Source organism: Paraburkholderia kururiensis (genome assembly GCF_034424375.1).
Taxonomy (GTDB): domain Bacteria; phylum Pseudomonadota; class Gammaproteobacteria; order Burkholderiales; family Burkholderiaceae; genus Paraburkholderia; species Paraburkholderia kururiensis_A.
This window is the reverse complement of record NZ_CP139965.1, coordinates 938,708-954,801: the sequence shown is the minus strand read 5'-3', so window position 1 is coordinate 954,801 and position 16,094 is coordinate 938,708. Positions and strand designations below refer to the sequence as shown.

General features: G+C 65.5%; 16 protein-coding genes. 7 read left to right on the top strand and 9 right to left on the bottom strand.

The annotated features are described in order from the left end of the window. Positions 1 to 57 precede the first annotated feature (57 nt). Positions 58 to 945, bottom strand: a complete 888-nt coding sequence (locus U0042_RS04355; protein ID WP_114815386.1) for a helix-turn-helix transcriptional regulator — start codon at positions 943 to 945, stop codon at positions 58 to 60. A 114-nt stretch (positions 946 to 1,059) separates the two neighbouring features. Here U0042_RS04355 and U0042_RS04350 point away from each other — a divergent pair, with 114 nt between their 5' ends. Beyond that, entirely contained in the window at positions 1,060 to 2,511 is a 1,452-nt protein-coding gene (locus U0042_RS04350) for an MFS transporter (RefSeq protein ID WP_114815385.1), read from the top strand. Positions 2,512 to 2,586: 75 nt separating this feature from the next. Here U0042_RS04350 and U0042_RS04345 read toward each other — a convergent pair whose 3' ends face one another. Both U0042_RS04345 and U0042_RS04340 read right to left on the bottom strand, forming a co-directional pair. Continuing rightward, complete coding sequence (locus tag U0042_RS04345) at positions 2,587 to 3,114, bottom strand: GNAT family N-acetyltransferase (protein ID WP_114815384.1); 528 nt, start codon at positions 3,112 to 3,114, stop codon at positions 2,587 to 2,589. Further along, on the bottom strand, positions 3,111 to 3,701 hold the full coding sequence (locus U0042_RS04340) for a helix-turn-helix domain-containing protein (protein ID WP_114815383.1): 591 nt from the start codon (positions 3,699 to 3,701) through the stop codon (positions 3,111 to 3,113). Before U0042_RS04340 ends, U0042_RS04345 begins: the two co-directional genes overlap by 4 nt. Positions 3,702 to 4,002: 301 nt before the next feature. Here U0042_RS04340 and U0042_RS04335 point away from each other — a divergent pair, with 301 nt between their 5' ends. The 3 genes from U0042_RS04335 (at position 4,003) to U0042_RS04325 (ending at position 5,417) form a co-directional block, all read left to right on the top strand. Next, on the top strand, positions 4,003 to 4,380 hold the full coding sequence (locus U0042_RS04335; protein WP_114815382.1) for a hypothetical protein: 378 nt from the start codon (positions 4,003 to 4,005) through the stop codon (positions 4,378 to 4,380). A gap of 14 nt (positions 4,381 to 4,394) precedes the next feature. Continuing rightward, positions 4,395 to 4,856, top strand: a complete 462-nt coding sequence (locus U0042_RS04330) for a hypothetical protein (RefSeq protein ID WP_114815381.1) — start codon at positions 4,395 to 4,397, stop codon at positions 4,854 to 4,856. 132 nt (positions 4,857 to 4,988) lie between these two features. After that, positions 4,989 to 5,417: a lytic transglycosylase domain-containing protein gene (locus U0042_RS04325; protein WP_232833658.1), complete on the top strand. Its 429-nt coding sequence runs from the start codon at positions 4,989 to 4,991 to the stop codon at positions 5,415 to 5,417. Here U0042_RS04325 and U0042_RS04320 read toward each other — a convergent pair. Then, the gene (locus U0042_RS04320; protein WP_327204997.1) at positions 5,414 to 6,763 is read right to left on the bottom strand and encodes a nitrate/sulfonate/bicarbonate ABC transporter ATP-binding protein; all 1,350 of its coding nucleotides are present in this window, start codon (positions 6,761 to 6,763) and stop codon (positions 5,414 to 5,416) included. The two genes, U0042_RS04325 and U0042_RS04320, sit on opposite strands and share 4 nt — an antisense overlap. Positions 6,764 to 6,786: 23 nt before the next feature. Beyond that, on the bottom strand, positions 6,787 to 8,541 hold the full coding sequence (locus U0042_RS04315; protein ID WP_327205030.1) for an ABC transporter permease subunit: 1,755 nt from the start codon (positions 8,539 to 8,541) through the stop codon (positions 6,787 to 6,789). Between the two features lie 560 nt (positions 8,542 to 9,101). On the opposite strand from U0042_RS04315, the gene U0042_RS04310 reads away from it, so the two are divergent. From U0042_RS04310 to U0042_RS04300, 3 genes are all read left to right on the top strand, one after another. Continuing rightward, positions 9,102 to 9,911, top strand: coding sequence for a creatininase family protein (locus tag U0042_RS04310; protein WP_114810020.1), 810 nt, complete (start codon positions 9,102 to 9,104; stop codon positions 9,909 to 9,911). A gap of 71 nt (positions 9,912 to 9,982) precedes the next feature. Beyond that, positions 9,983 to 11,194 (top strand): YncE family protein, encoded by a 1,212-nt coding sequence (locus U0042_RS04305; RefSeq protein ID WP_232833285.1) that lies wholly within the window; start codon positions 9,983 to 9,985, stop codon positions 11,192 to 11,194. Positions 11,195 to 11,320: 126 nt separating this feature from the next. Beyond that, positions 11,321 to 11,527, top strand: coding sequence for a ChaB family protein (locus U0042_RS04300; protein WP_114810019.1), 207 nt, complete (start codon positions 11,321 to 11,323; stop codon positions 11,525 to 11,527). A gap of 51 nt (positions 11,528 to 11,578) precedes the next feature. On the opposite strand, the gene U0042_RS04295 is transcribed toward U0042_RS04300, so the two are convergent. The 4 genes from U0042_RS04295 to U0042_RS04280 form a co-directional block, all read right to left on the bottom strand. Then, positions 11,579 to 12,418 (bottom strand): ABC transporter permease, encoded by an 840-nt coding sequence (locus U0042_RS04295; protein WP_114810018.1) that lies wholly within the window; start codon positions 12,416 to 12,418, stop codon positions 11,579 to 11,581. A gap of 23 nt (positions 12,419 to 12,441) precedes the next feature. Further along, the gene (locus tag U0042_RS04290; protein ID WP_198665253.1) at positions 12,442 to 13,704 is read right to left on the bottom strand and encodes an ABC transporter permease; all 1,263 of its coding nucleotides are present in this window, start codon (positions 13,702 to 13,704) and stop codon (positions 12,442 to 12,444) included. A gap of 128 nt (positions 13,705 to 13,832) precedes the next feature. Continuing rightward, positions 13,833 to 14,882: an ABC transporter substrate-binding protein gene (locus U0042_RS04285; protein WP_114810016.1), complete on the bottom strand. Its 1,050-nt coding sequence runs from the start codon at positions 14,880 to 14,882 to the stop codon at positions 13,833 to 13,835. 53 nt (positions 14,883 to 14,935) lie between these two features. Further along, positions 14,936 to 16,027 carry an ABC transporter ATP-binding protein gene (locus U0042_RS04280; RefSeq protein ID WP_114810015.1) on the bottom strand — a complete coding sequence of 364 codons (1,092 nt, stop codon included), beginning with the start codon at positions 16,025 to 16,027 and terminating at the stop codon, positions 14,936 to 14,938. Between the last annotated feature and the right edge of the window lie 67 nt (positions 16,028 to 16,094).

Below are 16,094 nucleotides of genomic sequence, written 5' to 3'. Positions count from 1 at the left end.
CGACGAGTAATTGTTGATTGAAGGTTCGCGAACGTTGCCGCGTGTTCGATTGGACAACTACGACGCGGAAAGTTGCCGCCAGAGCGTCTCGCTCTCTTCGTCAGCAGGCATGTAGACGAGCAGGCGCACGCCGTTCTGCGCGGCGGACCACCAGTTGGTCTGCTGCATGCTGTACGCGCCCACCGACGCGTGACGGAACCGTTTCACGTGGTTCTCGATGCCGACCACCTGATGTCGCGGCCACAACCGGCGAAACTCCGCGGACACATTCATGTAGCGCTGCAACTGCCTTTCCCAGGCCGGGTCCTGCATGTGTTCGGCCATCGCGGCGCGAAAGAGCGCGACCATGCGGTCGAGCGCTTCCTCGCAGTCGCCGAGGCACGCGCGCCACGTCGGATGCGTCAACGCGAGGTAAAGGCAGTTGCGGTCTTCCGGCGGGATGGTGGCGAGGTCGATGCCGACGAGCCTGCAATATCCCGCGTTGAAACCGATAATGTCGAACCGCGCGCTCTGAATGACAGCGGGAAACGGGTTCATCTGATCGAGCAGGCGCTGCCACGCCTCGGAAAGCCGTTCGCAGGATGGCTTCGTCGCCACCGTGGACGGCCGCGTGACGCCGGCCAGCGTGAAGAGATGGCGCGTTTCGGTCTCGCTGCATTGCAGGGCGGCGGCCACGGCATCCAGCACCTTCGCGGAAACGCGAATGGGACGCCCCTGCTCCAGCTTCGTGTACCACGTAATGCCGATGCCCGCGAGCTGGGCCACCTCCTCGCGCCGCAACCCCGGCGTGCGCCGCCGGCCGATGCGCGGCAGCCCGAGCCGCGCCGGGTCCAAGCTTTCGCGCCGGGCTCGCAGGAACCCGGCCAGTTGTTGCAGGCGGTTCGTATCGACCACATCGCTCTCGTCCGGCGCATCGGCGAGGAACAGTTCCGGCGTGGCGTTCATTCGAGTGCTCTCCTTCGTAGCCTGACACAACTTATACCAGTCTAAGCAAACTCTGGTACCAGTCTAAAACGCTCTCCATACTAGCTTTCCAAACGCATTGAAGGAAGGCTTTCGATGACCGCACAGAATTCCCACCCCAAGCTCAGCCAGGTCGGCCTGCTGGTGCTGCTGGCTGGCCAGTTGCTTCCGCAGATTGATTTTTCCATCGTCAACGTGGCACTCGACGCCGTCGCCCACTCGCTGCACGCCACCGAAACCGGGCTCGAACTCATGGTGGCCGCCTACGGCGTAGCGTTCGCCGTGTGTCTCGCAATGGGCGGCAGGCTCGGTGACACCTTCGGACGGCGCCGCATTTTCAACGCCGGCGTGCTGCTGTTCGGCATCTCGTCGCTGCTGTGCGGGCTGGCCAATTCGATGGCGCTGCTGCTCGCCGCACGCGCGTTGCAGGGCGTGGCTGCGGCGCTGCTCGTACCGCAGATTCTCGCCACCATTCACGTGAGCCTGAAGGGCCACGCCCACTCGCGCGCCATCGGGTTTTATGGCGCAATCGGCGGGCTCGCGTTCATCGTGGGGCAGGTGCTGGGCGGATTTCTCGTATCGGCCAACATCGCGGGCAGCGGCTGGCGCAGCGTGTTCCTCATCAACCTGCCGGTGTGCGCGGCCATCCTCGCGTGCTCGCGGTGGATTCCGGAAACGCGCCGCGATCACGCCTCGGGCATCGACCGTCCCGCTACGCTGCTGCTCGCGCTCTTGATTCTCGCCATCCTGCTGCCGCTTTCGATGGGCCCTTCGCTGCACTGGTCGGCGCCGTGCATCGCGCTGCTCGCCGCAGCGGTGCCGCTCATCGTTCTGCTGTGGAAGACCGAGCTGGTGCAGGAACGCCGCGGAGTCTCGCCGCTGCTGCCGCCCACACTGCTGCGGCTGCCCAGCGTGCGCTTCGGCCTTGTCATCGCGATCCTGTTCTTCTCGTGCTGGAGCGGCTTCATGTTCGTGCTGGCGCTCACGCTCCAGGCCGGCGCGGGGCTCTCGCCGGTTCACTCGGGCAATACGCTGATCGTGCTGGGCGGCTCGTACTTCGTCGCGTCGCTCTTCACGGCGCGTGCGGTCGCCAGGTTCGGACGCACGCAAACATTGATGCTGGGCTGCGCGATCCAGATGCCGGGTCTGCTCGCACTGATCGCGACGCTGCATACGGTGTGGCCGCATCCCGGCATTCTGAATCTCGCGCCCGCCACGATGCTGATCGGCGCCGGTCAGGCGTTCATCGTGAGCAGCTACTACCGCATCTCGCTCACGGACGTGCCGCACGAACAGGCGGGCGCCGGCAGCGCCATGCTGGCCACGGTGCAACAGGCGTCGTTCGGGCTGGGCTCTGCGTCGCTAGGCGCCGTGTTCGCGCAGACCCTCCACCATTCGGGCCTGTATCTCGATGCCGTCACAGCGAGCCTCGTTGCGGAATTCTGCGTGATGCTCGTGTTGGTCGTCTGCGCCGCGGTGTATCGCAACCACGATCGAAACGTGGGCATCAACGTGGCCGTGACCGCGGCGCAGGTGCCCGTGGACTGACCACGTGTGTGCCTCGGCCTGGCGGTGCATCTGCGAGCGCGCGATCGCGTCGCTCGTCCCGCGCACCGCGGCCGTTCAAAGCTGCTTGTGATAGAACGTCGTCGCGCAGAACGTGCCGTCCGGCATGAGCGCGTACTTCGGCACCGTTCCCACGCGCTCCCATCCCGCGCGCTGATACAGGCGCTCGGCATCGCCGCCGGTCACGGTGTCGAGCACGAGCACGGTCCTGGCCGCCTCGCGCGCGGCATGGTCCACAGCGGCCATCAGCTGTTGCGCAACGCCGCGGCGGCGCGCCTTGCGATGCACGAGCATCTTCGCCACGTCGGCACGATGCGGCTGATTCTCGGGCTGCGCGAGAATCAACTGCACCGTACCGACGATCTCGCCATCCTCGCCCTGCGCCACGAGCAGCACGCGCTCGCCGCGCGCCACGCCGTGGGCGACGTCGCGCCAGAAGGCGATGGCCTTGTCGCGAGACAGCGGCCACATGAAGCTCACCGATGCCCCGCCTTCCACGCAATCGATCAACACGTCGGCCAGCGCCTCCACGCATGCGGCGGCCTCGTTGGCGCCCACTCGCATCACCGTTACGTTGGTGCTCATCCGTTCCTCCGCGTCGGCATGAAGGGCAGCGTGGTCAGCGCCACGAGATAACGCGCAGGCTTGCGCGTAGGATTGCGAAACACCGTGGGCCGATCCACCCGCATCGCGAGGCAGTCGCCCGCTTCAAGACGCCAGCGCTCGTCGCCCAGCGTGATTTCCATCGCGCCTTCGATCACCCACACCTGCTGATTGATTTCGACTTCGCGCGCACCGGTGTCGTAGGCGACACGTTTGCCGGGCGGGAAACGTACCTCGACGAGTTGAATGGGCGAACGGATAGCAGGCGACAGATGACGACGCACATAGCGTGAGCCGGGATCGGTCCATACCGCCTGCGCGCGTGCACGTGAGACCGGCGACGGCTCGTCCTGTGCAGCGGCGCTCTCTTCGAACAACGACGCAAGCGTGACGCCGAAGGCGGTGGCCAGCTTGTCGAGCACTACCGCGGTGGGGCTGCTTTCGCCTCGCTCGATCAGCGATATGTTGGAGCGGCTTACGCCACTCAGTTCGGCGAGCGCGTCGAGTGAAAGGCCGTGCGCCGCGCGAAGTTCGCGCACGCGGGCCGCAATGAGTTCGGTGACGTCCATGTGTTCCAGTTTAGTGGAAAATAAATCCACCATAAAGGAACAGACGATTGGCGGTTCGTGCGCGGCATCGGAATGCCCATGCACAAACATCTAAGGAAAACCGTTGACGGATGTGTTCGACGAACGCGCACACGTCGTACGAATAAGGCTCGCAGAGCCTTCGCAGTAGGTGCTTAAACCAGTTCGCTCTCGCCGGAAAACCCTGTGTGCCTTGCCCCTGCGTGAATTTGCGCCGAGGGGGTAAATCATTCGCCGTCGCTGCCGATAACGCAGGTCCAAAGCGTGGGAGACAACCGTGAAATTGCTTGCCAGTCTCGTCGTCGTGGCCGTCCTTGCGGGATGTGCCCAGCTCCAGGGACCGAATCAGGACGCCAGCGCGCGTACCGACATCCACACGCCTGCCGCCCCGCCGAAGCTCGTCGATTTCGTCATACCACCGGATGCGCTCGGCGCCCGCGACCCGCAGCTGACTTCGGTGCTCACGAAAGTCGGCGCGCTCGCGTCGAAGCAGTTGCAGCCTACGACGATCGTCGTTTCGGCGCTGCCGCAGGACTTTGCGTATCTGAACCAGTCCGTGAAGCGCGGCATTGCTTCGCAGCGGGCCGGGTCGGTGCGGGTAGAAAACGTGGCCGTGGGCAGTTGCCAGCCCTACAGCATCCAGCTCAAACCCACCGAGTAACCGGAGGCCGACCTATGCTTCGATTCCTGATCTGCACGGCCACGCTCGCATGCGGCACCGCATTCGCGGCCGACTCTGCAAACGTTAGCGCGCCGCCTTCACAGGCACAGGCGCAGACGCAGGCCGCTTCGGGCGGCTCGTCGTCTGCCTTCGTCATCAAGCCGACCACGGCCGCCGCCGCACCGAACCAGCTCTTTCCGCCGGTGCCGTCGCTCGCATCGCTGCCGGGCTCGGCCAGCGACGATGAAGACACGTCGGCGCCTGTCGCCACCACGGGCTCGTCGCATCGTTCGAAGAAATCGCGGCGTGCCGTCGCGAAGAAGGCGCCCGAGGTGCAGGTGCGCGTGGTTGTTACCGAGGAATCGCGCACGCAACTGGCCGCGATGGAAAAGAGACTGGACGCCGCGTTGCAGGAACGGCCGCACGACAAGCGGTCGATTGCGACGGAAGGCGTTTCGGTTGCGATGACACGTTGATGGCCGCGGTTCGTTAGCGGCAAGAAGTCATCGAGTGCAAGAAGCCGTCAGGCAATATCCGGAGTCCCTGCCATGAAACACGTTCTGTTCGCGCCGAAACGCTTCGCCGCATCCAGTCTCGTTTCGCTCGTCATGACCCTCGCCGTGCTGTCGCCCGGCGCCGCACATGCGGACGACAACCACGCAGACGACAACTGCTTCGAACGCGCGGGCACCTATCAAGGCGTGAACCCGCTCATCCTGCGTGCCATCGCGTGGTTCGAATCGAAGGGCGATCCCAATGCCGTGCATCGGAATGCGGACGGCAGCATCGACGTGGGCCAGACGCAGATCAATTCCGTGCACTTCGGCGAATTGCGCCGCTACGGCGTGCCGCCCCACGCGCTGAAGGACGCGTGCGTGAACATCTACGTGGCGGCGTGGATGCTCAAGCAAAAGATGATTCGCTACGGCAACACGTGGCAGGCGATCGGCGCCTACCACTCGGAAACGCCGCAGCTACGCGACCAGTACGCGCGCAACATTCATTCGGTACTGGTTTCGTGGGGGATGTCGGATTAAGACTCCACATCCTCGAGACTGAAGATCTCCGTCTGGTCGTTATACGAGAAGATCTCGGCATAGCGGCCCCAGTCGATCACCGTATCGAGCGTCTCTTCCGCGGCCTGGTCCGAGAGGAAGTCTTCCAGCTCCTGCTCGAAGCGCACGCGCGGCGCGCGGTGGCCCGGCCGCTCGTTGAGCACCTTCTTGATCCGCGCGGCCAGCGGCACGTTGCGCAGCAGGTGCTCCGCGAACATCATCTTGCGCTCCTGCGTGCCGAACTCCGCGAATACCCGCCCCGGCGGCGTCAGGAACACGTCCCCCTCGCGCACGTCCGCGAACCCCAGGTGCTGCAGCATCTCCGCGATCGGAAACAGGTCGTCCACCTCCAGGTGCAGCGAGCGCGCAATCTCCGGCATGTCCGCCCGCCCGTGGTACGGCGGCATCGCCAGCGTCTCGATCAGCCCCGCCATCAGGTTCGTCGACACCTGCGGCAGCCAGCTGCCCAGCTCCAGCTCCTTCTTGCCCCATCCGCCCGTCTGCCGCGCCGTCATCTTCGCGTAGATGTCGTCCACCAGCCGCCGGAACGCCGGGTCCAGCCGGTTGCGCGGGTGCCTGAACGGCACCCTGATCTCCGCCAGCACCCGCCCGGGGTTCGACGACAGCACCAGGATCCGGTCGCACATGAACACCGCTTCCTCGATGTTGTGCGTCACGATCAGCACCGAGCGGATCGGCAGCCGACCCTGCGTCCACAGGTCCAGCAGGTCCGTGCGCAGCGTCTCGGCCGTCAGCACGTCCAGCGCCGAGAACGGCTCGTCCATCAGCAGCAGCGTCGGGTCCACCACCAGCGCACGCGCAAACCCCACCCGCTGCCGCATGCCGCCCGACAGCTCGCGCGGGTACGCGTTCTCGAAGCCGTCCAGACCAATCAGGTCGATGGCCGCCAGCGCCCGCTCGCGGCGCTCGCGCGCCCCCACCCCGCGCGCCTCCAGCCCCGCCTCCACGTTCTGCAGCACCGTCAGCCACGGAAACAGCGCGAAGGTCTGGAACACCATCGCCACCCCCTCGGCCGGGCCCCTGAGCGGCTGCCCCAGGTACTCCACTTCCCCCGAGGTCGGCTCGATCAGCCCCGAGATGATGCGCAGCAGCGTCGACTTGCCCGAGCCCGAGCGCCCCAGCAGCCCCACGATCTCCCCCTCGTGCAGCGTCAGGTTCGCGTCGTCGAGCACCAGCAGCTCGCCCTGCGCCTTGTTGAAGCCACGGCTCACGTGCTTCACGTTCAGGATCTCGGCGCCCGCCACCGGTGCCACGTTCGCCGCGGGCGTCTGTCCGCCCGCCGCCGTTACCGTCTTTGGTTCCTGCATGATCTGCTCTCCGCTTCGCGCATTCAGTCGAGCCGCAGCCGCGATTCGGCGTACGCGTACAGCGGACGCCACAACAGCCGGTTGAACAGGGTGACGAACAGCGACATCACCGCCACCCCAAGGATGATCTTCGGGAAGTCCCCGTCGGCCGTGGTCTGCGCGATGTACGCCCCCAGCCCGTGCGCCACCAGCTTCGTGTCGCCCCACTGCACCGCCTCCGCGACGATGCTCGCGTTCCACGCCCCGCCCGAGGCCGTGATGGCCCCCGTGATGTAGTACGGCAGGATGCCCGGCAGCATCGCCTGGCGCCACCACTGCCAGCCCCGGATGCGGAAGTTCGTGGCCGCCTCCCGGTAGTCGTTCGGGTAGGCGCTCGCGCCCGCCACCACGTTGAACAGGATGTACCACTGCGTGCCCAGCACCACCAGCGGCGAGAGCCAGATGTCCGGGTTCAGGTGAAAGCGCACGATCGCCATCACGAACACCGGAAACAGCAGGTTGGCCGGAAACGCCGCGAGAAACTGCGCGAGCGGCTGGATCTTCTCGGCCAGCGCCGGGCGCAGCCCGATCAGCACGCCCAGCGGCACCCACACCAGCGACGACAGCGCGATCAGCACCACCACCCGCAGCAGCGTGATGAAGCCCAGCACGAACACGTGCAGCACCTCGTCCATGCCCACGCCCGTGTGCACGTACGCGATCACCCGGTACAGCACGTAGGCGGTGAGCAGCACCACGAAGATGCCCCACACGATGTCGGCCGCGCGCGTGCCCAGCGTGCGCGTCACGCCGAACGGGCTGGGCCGCTCGAACGCGGGCAGCTTCAGCGGCACGCGTGCAAGGCGCGCCAGCAGCCAGCCGAACGGCACCAGCATGCGGTGGATGAGCCGCGTGCGCCGGATCAGGTCCAGCAGCCAGGAGCCGGGCGCCGTGCCCGAACTGGTGTTCTCCATGCGGAACTTGTCGGCCCAGGCCACCAGCGGGCGGAACAGCAGCTGGTCGTAGGCGAGGATCACCACCGTCATGGCCAGGATCACCCAGCCCACCGCGTGCAGGTTCTTCTGCGCGATGGCCTGCGCCAGGTACGCGCCGATGCCCGGCAGCGTGATGGTGCTGTTGCCCACCGTGATGGCCTCGGAAGCCACCACGAAGAACCAGCCGCCCGACATCGACATCATCATGTTCCAGATCAGCCCCGGCATCGAGAACGGCACCTCCAGCTTCCAGAAGCGCTGCCAGGCGGTCAGGTGAAAGCCGCGCGAGACCTCGTCCAGGTCGCGCGGCACGGTGCGCAGCGACTGGTAGAAGCTGAAGGTCATGTTCCAGGCCTGGCTCGTGAAGATGGCGAAGATGGCCGCCAGCTCCGCGCCCAGCACGCGCCCCGGAAACAGCGCGAGGAAGAACGTCACCGTGAACGAGATGTAGCCCAGCACCGGCACCGACTGCAGGATGTCGAGCACCGGCACCAGCACCATGCCCGCGCGCCGGCTCTTGGCCGCCAGCGTGCCGTAGGTGAACGTGAACGCCAGCGACGCCACCATCGCCGCGAGCATGCGCAGCGTGGTGCGCATGGCGTACTCCGGCAGCATCGCCGTGTCCAGCGAGATGGCCTGCGTCTGCAGCGTCGACATCGGCGCGAGCGTCTGGTGAAAGCCGATGGCCGCCATCGCGATCAGGCACAGGATCAGCGGGAACGCCACAAAGTCCCAGCCGTTGGGCAGCAGCCGCCACGCCGAGGCGTTCGCGGTGCGGTTCGGATTGAAAAGAAAATCCACCATGACTCAATAAAGGCAATCGCTCAGCAAGTGGCCACGCGGGCGGGGCTCGCATCGAGCCCACGCTGCGCTATGCCGCTCCTTGCTGCTGGCTGATGTTTTCCACGAGAGCCGTACGCACGTAGCGGCGCGCAAGCCAACAAGCAGGCATGCGAACGCCACGCCAAATGGCGCGAATCAAAGGTGCACGGGGAGAATGACTGCGACGCGCACCGTCTGCCTGCTGGCAGGACGGCGGCTTAAAAAGGGAGCGCGGACGTCTTGCCGGTCAGGCGATAAAACCGTTCGAAGATCGACAACTGCTACTGTCCAAGGCATCGGCCCCTTTTGTGACGAAGCCGGAATTCTAGACATTCCGCGAACGGGAAGTCAACACGCGATTCAGCCCCGGCGTGGCTCACCGCAGGCCGTTCCGGCACCGAACGCATTGCCCCGCCACCTGCACAACCCTTGATCTCGAACAAGCCCGCAGGGCGTCCGCTCGAATACATCACTGTGATAACGTCGCAGGACATCGGGCCGGCCCCACCCTCGCCGGCCATGCTTCTTCGCAAGGACTTTTCATGCGCTTTCATGTTCGACACGCTCTCGCCGCCCTCGCGTTCGCCGCCGCGCACGCAGCGGTGGCGCAGGTGCCCAAAACGGTACAGCTGGAAGACCTCACGTGGACCGAATTGCGCGACGAGATTCGCGCCGGCAAGACCACGATCATCATTCCCATCGGCGGCACGGAGCAGAGCGGCCCTTACGTCGCGCTCGGTAAGCACAACGTGCGCGCGAAGATACTCGCCGAACGCATCGCGCAGGGTCTCGGCAACGCCATCGTCGCGCCTGTGATCGCTTACGTGCCCGAAGGCAGCTATGCGCCCACCACTTCGCACATGCGCTTTCCAGGCACCATCACCGTGCCCGACGACGTGTTCGAGAAGACGCTCGAGTCCGCCGCCAACAGCTTCAAGGTGCACGGCTTCACCAACATCGTGTTCCTCGGCGACCACGGTGGTTATCAGAACGACATCCGGCGCGCGGTCGCGCAGCTGAACAAGGCGTGGGCGGGCTCGGCCCGCGCCTTCGTGCCGGCCGAGTATTACGGCACGAGTTCGGACGGCTACGCGCAGATCCTGCGTCAGCATGGCGTGACGGACGCCGAGATCGGCACGCACGCGGGCCTCGCCGACACGTCGCTGCTGCTCGCGGTCGCGCCGCAGATGGTGCGGCTCGACAAGCTGCGCACCGCCCCGAAGCCCGGCGCGGCCGACGGCGTCTACGGCGGCGACCCGCGCCGCTCCAGCGTCGAACTCGGACAACTGGGCATCGACGCCATCGTTTCGCGCACCATCGAAGCAATCAAGAAAGAGACCGCGGGCCACTGAAGCCTGCGCCGCACACACGCGCCCGTTTATCCACCCTCTCTCTATCCAGCAACCGACAAACGGACCTCGCCATGCAACTGCGTCAACCCTTCTTTTCCCGTCGGTCACGGCTCGCCTTCGCCGCCTTCACTGCATTCGCTGCTGTCTCGTTCGCAGGCTTCGGAGCCCGCCACGCGGCCGCGGCGTCTACGGCGTCGGCCGCTTCGGCCGTGACGACCGTGCCCGGCATGCCGCCCGTGCCGAACGCCAGCAATCTCTACAGCGAAGCGGAATCCGGCCACATGAGTTCGGCCGTCGCGGGCGCGCTCGCGCGCGTCTATGTGCCGAACCTGCGCTCCAACGACGTCTACGTGATCGACCCCGCCACCTACAAGGTGGTCGATAAGTTCCAGGTAGGCCGCAGCCCCCAGCACGTCGTGCCTTCGTGGGACCTGCAAACGCTGTGGGTAGCCAACAATGCCGAAGGCCGTAACGACGGCAGCCTCACGCCTATCGACCCGAAAACCGGCAAGCCGGGCAAGGCCGTGCTGGTCGACGACCCGTACAACATGTACTTCACGCCGGACGGCAAGGAAGCCATCGTCGTGGCCGAAGCGCACGCACGCCTCGACTTCCGCGACGCGCACACCATGGCGCTCAAATCGAGCCTCGACGTGCCCCAGTGCAAGGGCATCAACCACGCGGACTTTTCCATCGACGGCAAGTACGCCCTCTTCACCTGCGAGTTCGGCGGCAAGCTGGCGAAGATCGACCTCGTGAACCGCAAGGTGGTGGGCTACCTGGAACTGGACCGCAAGGGCATGCCGCAGGATATCCGCATCTCGCCGGACGGCAAGGTCTTCTATGTGGCCGACATGATGGCCGATGGCGTGTTCGTCGTAGATGGCGACAGCTTCACGAAGGTCGGCTTCGTCAAGACCGGCGTGGGCACGCACGGACTCTATCCGAGCCGCGACGGCACGAAGCTCTATGTGGCGAACCGCGGCTCGAACCTCGTGCATGGCCCGCGTCACGGCAAGGGCAGCGTGTCCGTGATCGACTTCGCCACGCGCAAGGTCGTCGCGAACTGGCCGATTCCGGGCGGCGGCAGCCCCGACATGGGCAACGTCAGCGCTGACGGCAAGACGCTGTGGCTCTCGGGCCGCTTCGACGACGTGGTGTACGCGTTCGACACGACGACGGGCGCCGTGAAGTCGATTCCCGTGGGCATGGAGCCGCACGGCCTCACGGTGTGGCCGCAGCCCGGCCGCTATTCGTTGGGCCATACCGGCAACATGCGCTGACCGGCGGCCGCTCTCCACCGAAGGCGGGCGCGCTGAAACGGCGCGTCCGCCTTCGCGATCACGCCGCGCCCTCAGGCGCGCTTGTTGCGTCGAAGTGGAAGGCAACCCTCGCCAACGGAGCACGCCATGCCGTACGCCTCGAACGACGATCTTCCGCCATCCGTACGCAATCACTTGCCGCCTCACGCGCAGGACATCTATCGCGAGGCCTTCAATCACGCCTTCGCCTCGCATGCGGCCGACCCGGATCACGAAGAAATCGCGCACCGCATCGCGTGGGCCGCGGTGAAGCGCTCGTACGTCAAGGATGGAGACGTGTGGGTGCGGCGCTGACCGGCTTCACGCATCTGCCGGTCAGGCCATCAGTTCGGACGACGCAACCCCTCAAGCCCGCACGGCGCGCGCCGCGTTGCGGCCCCGCAGCCATTCGAGCGCGAGCAGCAGCGACGTCGAAAAGAGAATCAGGATGGTGGCGAGTGCCGCGATGGTGGGCGTGATGTTCTCGCGGATGCCGGTGAACATCTGGCGCGGCAGCGTGGTTTGATCCGCGCCGGCCAGGAACAGCGTGACCACCACTTCGTCGAACGACGTGGCGAACGCGAACAGCGCACCCGAAATTACGCCGGGCGCGATCACGGGCAGCGTGATGCGGAAGAACGTGTTCACCGGATTCGCGCCCAGCGAAAGGCTGGCGCGCACGAGGTTGTGGTTGAAGCCTTGCAGCGTCGCGGCAACCGTAGTCACCACGAACGGCACACCCAGCGACGCGTGCGCGAGGATCAGCCCCGTGTACGTATTCGCGAGCCCGAGCGGCGCGAAGAACAGGTACATGCCCACGCCCACCACGACCACCGGCACGATCATCGGCGAAATGAGGATGGCCATGAGCAGCGCCTTGCCGCGGAACTCGGCCTTCGTGAGCCCGATGGCGGCGAGCGTGCCGAGCACCGTCGCCACGATGGTGGCCGAGGGCGCGATGATGAAGCTGTTCTTCGCCGCCATGCGCCAGTCGTCAGAGGTGATCAGGTTCTCGTACCAGCGCAGCGACCAGCCCGGCATCGGATAAACGAGAAACGTGCTCGACGAGAACGACAGCGGCACGATGGCCAACACCGGCATGACGAGGTACAGCAGCGTGAGCACGGCCATGCCGCGCAGCACGAAATACCACACGCGTTCGGCGAGCGACGTATGCGGCGCGAAGAGAGGTCTGGCGAGTTTCATTGCGGGTTTCTCCGTCGCCGGCTTCAGCCGAGGCTCAGCTGCGAACGCGTGAAGCGCCCGTAGATCACGTACAGCACGGTGGTCGCGGCGAGCAGCAGCCCGCCGAGCGCACAGGCCATACCCCAGTTGATCGTCACGTTCGTGAAGTACGCGACGTAGTAGCTGACCATCTGGTCGTTCGGTCCGCCGAGCAGCGCCGGCGTGATGTAGTAGCCGATCGCGAGAATGAACACGAGCAGCGCGCCCGCCCCGATGCCCGGGTATGTCTGCGGCACGTACACGCGCCAGAACGCCGCGAAAGGATGGCTGCCGAGCGAAACCGCCGCGCGCTGATAGGTGGGTGGAATCGACTTCATCACGCTGTAGAGCGGCAGGATCATGAACGGCAGCAGGATGTGCGTCATGGAGATGTAGACGCCCACGCGGTTGAACAGCAGCGAAAGCGGCGACGAAATCAGGCCGCTCCCCATCAACGCCTTGTTGACGAGCCCCTCGCCCTGGAGGATCACGATCCATGCGGCTACGCGCACGAGAATCGACGTCCAGAACGGGATCAGCACGAGAATCATCACGAGATTCGCACGTCGTTCCGAGAGCGTGGAGATCCAGTACGCGAGCGGATAACCGAGCAGCAGCGCGAGCAACGTCACGGCCACGCTGATTGTGAAGGTACGCGTGAACACCGTGAGGTAGATCTGCTGATCGGGGTCCGAAGGAATGATGTGGCCGAACGCGTCCTGGCGATGGTCGAGCGCGGCCAGCAGGTAGAACGGCGAGTACATGCTGCTGTTCTTCGCGATGGCCTGCCAGTAGGTGACGTCGTTCCAACGGCCATCGATTTCCGCGATCTTCGCGTGGACCTGCGCGGGTGCGAGTGCGTGGCCCGCATCGTCGGTGAGCGGCATGGCGCGTGCGGTCTTCGCGACCAGCGAGCGGAAGCCGGGAATCTCGGTGTTCAGTCGGCGCGCCACAGCGCCCATGGCCTCGCCGTCCTGGATCGCAGTGAGGTCGGTGGCGAGCGCAGCGTAAGCGGCGTCGGACGGCGGGCTCTTGCGGTCCCAATCGTGCAGCACGCCGACGGTGTGCGGCAGGGCCGTGGCCACTTCGGGGTTCTGCACGGCGCGCGTCAAGAGCGCGGCAATCGGCACGACGAAAATCAGCAGCAGAAAAATTGCGAGCGGCGCCACGAGCAGCAGCGCCATCGTCCGCTTGCGCGCCTCGGCAGCCTTCAGCTCGCGCTTGAGCCGCGCAGTCGATCCGCCGGCCTCGTCGGCGGGCATCGTCATCGTCGTCACACCCTGACTCCTCTCATACTCTTCACTGCGCGAACCGTTCGCCTTTCAGCGATGGCTCGCACCGTTGCTTCCCGGGCGCGGCGCGCGGCCCCGCCCGGTCCTTCCTCACGACTGGCTGCTTACTTCGACGCCCACGAGGCGAAGCGCTGCTCCAGTTCGTCGCCGTGGTCCGTCCAGAACGAGATGTTCTGCAGCACCGCGTTCTTGCCGTTGGCGGGCGAGTTCGGCAGGTTCTCCAGCGTCTTCGCGTCGAGCGCCTTGATGGCGGCCACGTTCACCGGACCGTACGCGATGTGCTTCGCGTACTCCTGCTGCGGCTTCGGCGAGAGCGAGTAGGCGATGTACTTCTCGGCCAGATCCTTGTTCGGCGTGCCCTTCGGAATGGCCCAGTAGTCGAGGTCGTAGATGCTGCCGTTCCACACCACCTTCAGGTTCTTGCCTTCCTTCTGCGCGGCGCTGATGCGGCCGTTATAGGCGGTGGACATCACCACGTCGCCGGCCACGAGGAACTGCGGCGGCTGCGCGCCCGCTTCCCACCACTGGATGTTCGGCTTCAGCTCGTCGAGCTTCTTGAACGCGCGGTCCTGGCCTTCCTTCGTGGCGAGCACCTTGTAGACGTCCTTCGGCGCCACGCCGTCGGCCATCAGCGCGAATTCGAGGTTGTAGCGCGCGCCCTTGCGCATGCCGCGCTTGCCCGGGAATTTCTTCACGTCCCAGAAGTCGGCCCAGCCGGCGGGCGCGGTCTTCAGCTTGTCGGCGTTATAGGCGAGCGCCGTGGACCACACGAAAATGCCGGCGCCGCACGTTTGCGGCGCCTCGGGAATCAGCTCCGACTTCTTCGCGATCTTCGACCAGTCGAGCTTCTCGTACAGGCCTTCGTCACAGCCGCGGCCCAGGTCGCCCGACTCCACTTCCACCACGTCCCAGTTCACGTGCTTCGCTTCGACCATGGCCTTCACCTTGGCCTGCTCGCCGTTGTATTCGACGGCGGTCACCTTGTTGCCCGTCTGCGCCTCGAACGGCTGGTTGAAAGCGGCCTTCTGCGCGTCGCCGTTAGCGCCGCCGAAGTTGACGACAGTTACTTCCGCCGCGGCGGCGGCAGTCGCGCCGAATGCGAGGGCAAGCGTAGCGGCGGCTGCGGCGCAGCGCGTCATCCCGATCGTTTTCATGTGACTTCCTCTCTGATGGTCTTTGGTACAGGGTTGTTGTGTACAGCTGCGACTCAGGCGAACACGCGCAGATGCTCGGGCGCGAATTCGAGTGCGACCGGACGGCCGGGCGCAAAAGTGTCGAGCGCATCGGTGCCGAGCGGCACCTTCACGAAGCACTCGTCCTGTTCCGGCAGGCCGCAGCGCATGCGCACGTGGTCGCCGAAATAGATGAGACCGCGCGCCTCGCCGGCGAGCGTGTTGCCGTTCTGGCCTCCAATACCGGAAGCGAGCTTCATGCGCTCGGGGCGAATGCACGCCACCGCGGGCACGCCTGCCTTGGCGCCGCCCACGTTGCGACCCATGAGCCGGGTGCCGTCCGCAAGACGGAACGCGCAGAACTCGCCGTCGACGCTCTCCACCGTGCCGCGCAGCCGGTTGCTGTCGCCGATGAAGTTCGCGACGAATTCGTTGCAGGGCGATTCGTAGAGCCGGTCGACGGTATCGAGCTGTTGCACCACGCCCTTGTCGAACACCGCGACGCGGTCGGACATGGTGAGGGCCTCGCCCTGGTCGTGCGTGACGTAGACGAACGTCACGCCGAGCTTCTCGTGCAGCGACTTGAGTTCGTACTGCATGTGTTCGCGCAGTTGCTTGTCCAGCGCGCCGAGCGGCTCGTCCATCAGCACGAGCTTCGGTTCGAACACGAGTGCGCGGGCAAGTGCAATGCGCTGCTGCTGGCCGCCCGAAAGCTGCGCCGGATAGCGTTTTGCGAAGCCCTCCATGCGCACCATCTTCAACGCGTTGTTGACGCGCTCCGCGCGTTCGTCCGCGGACACCTTGCGCACCGACAGCGGATACGCCACGTTCTGCTCGACCGTCAGGTGCGGGAATAGCGCGTAGTTCTGGAACACCATGCCGATGTTGCGCTTGTGCGGCGGCACGTTGTTGAGCAGCTTGCCGTCGAGCCAGATCTCGCCGCCGGTCGGAAATTCGAAGCCGGCCAGCATCATCAGGCACGTCGTCTTGCCCGAGCCCGACGGGCCGAGCAGCGTGAGGAATTCACCCTGGTAGATGTCGAGGTCGAGCTGCTTGACCACGAGCGATTCGCCGTCATAGGTTTTTCGCACGCCGCGAAAACTGACGATCACGTCCCCTTTTTTCATTGCCCCAGTCCCCTCCTCACAATGCAGTTTCCTTACCATTGGCTCCTCCCGCAAGGCGGGTTTGAGC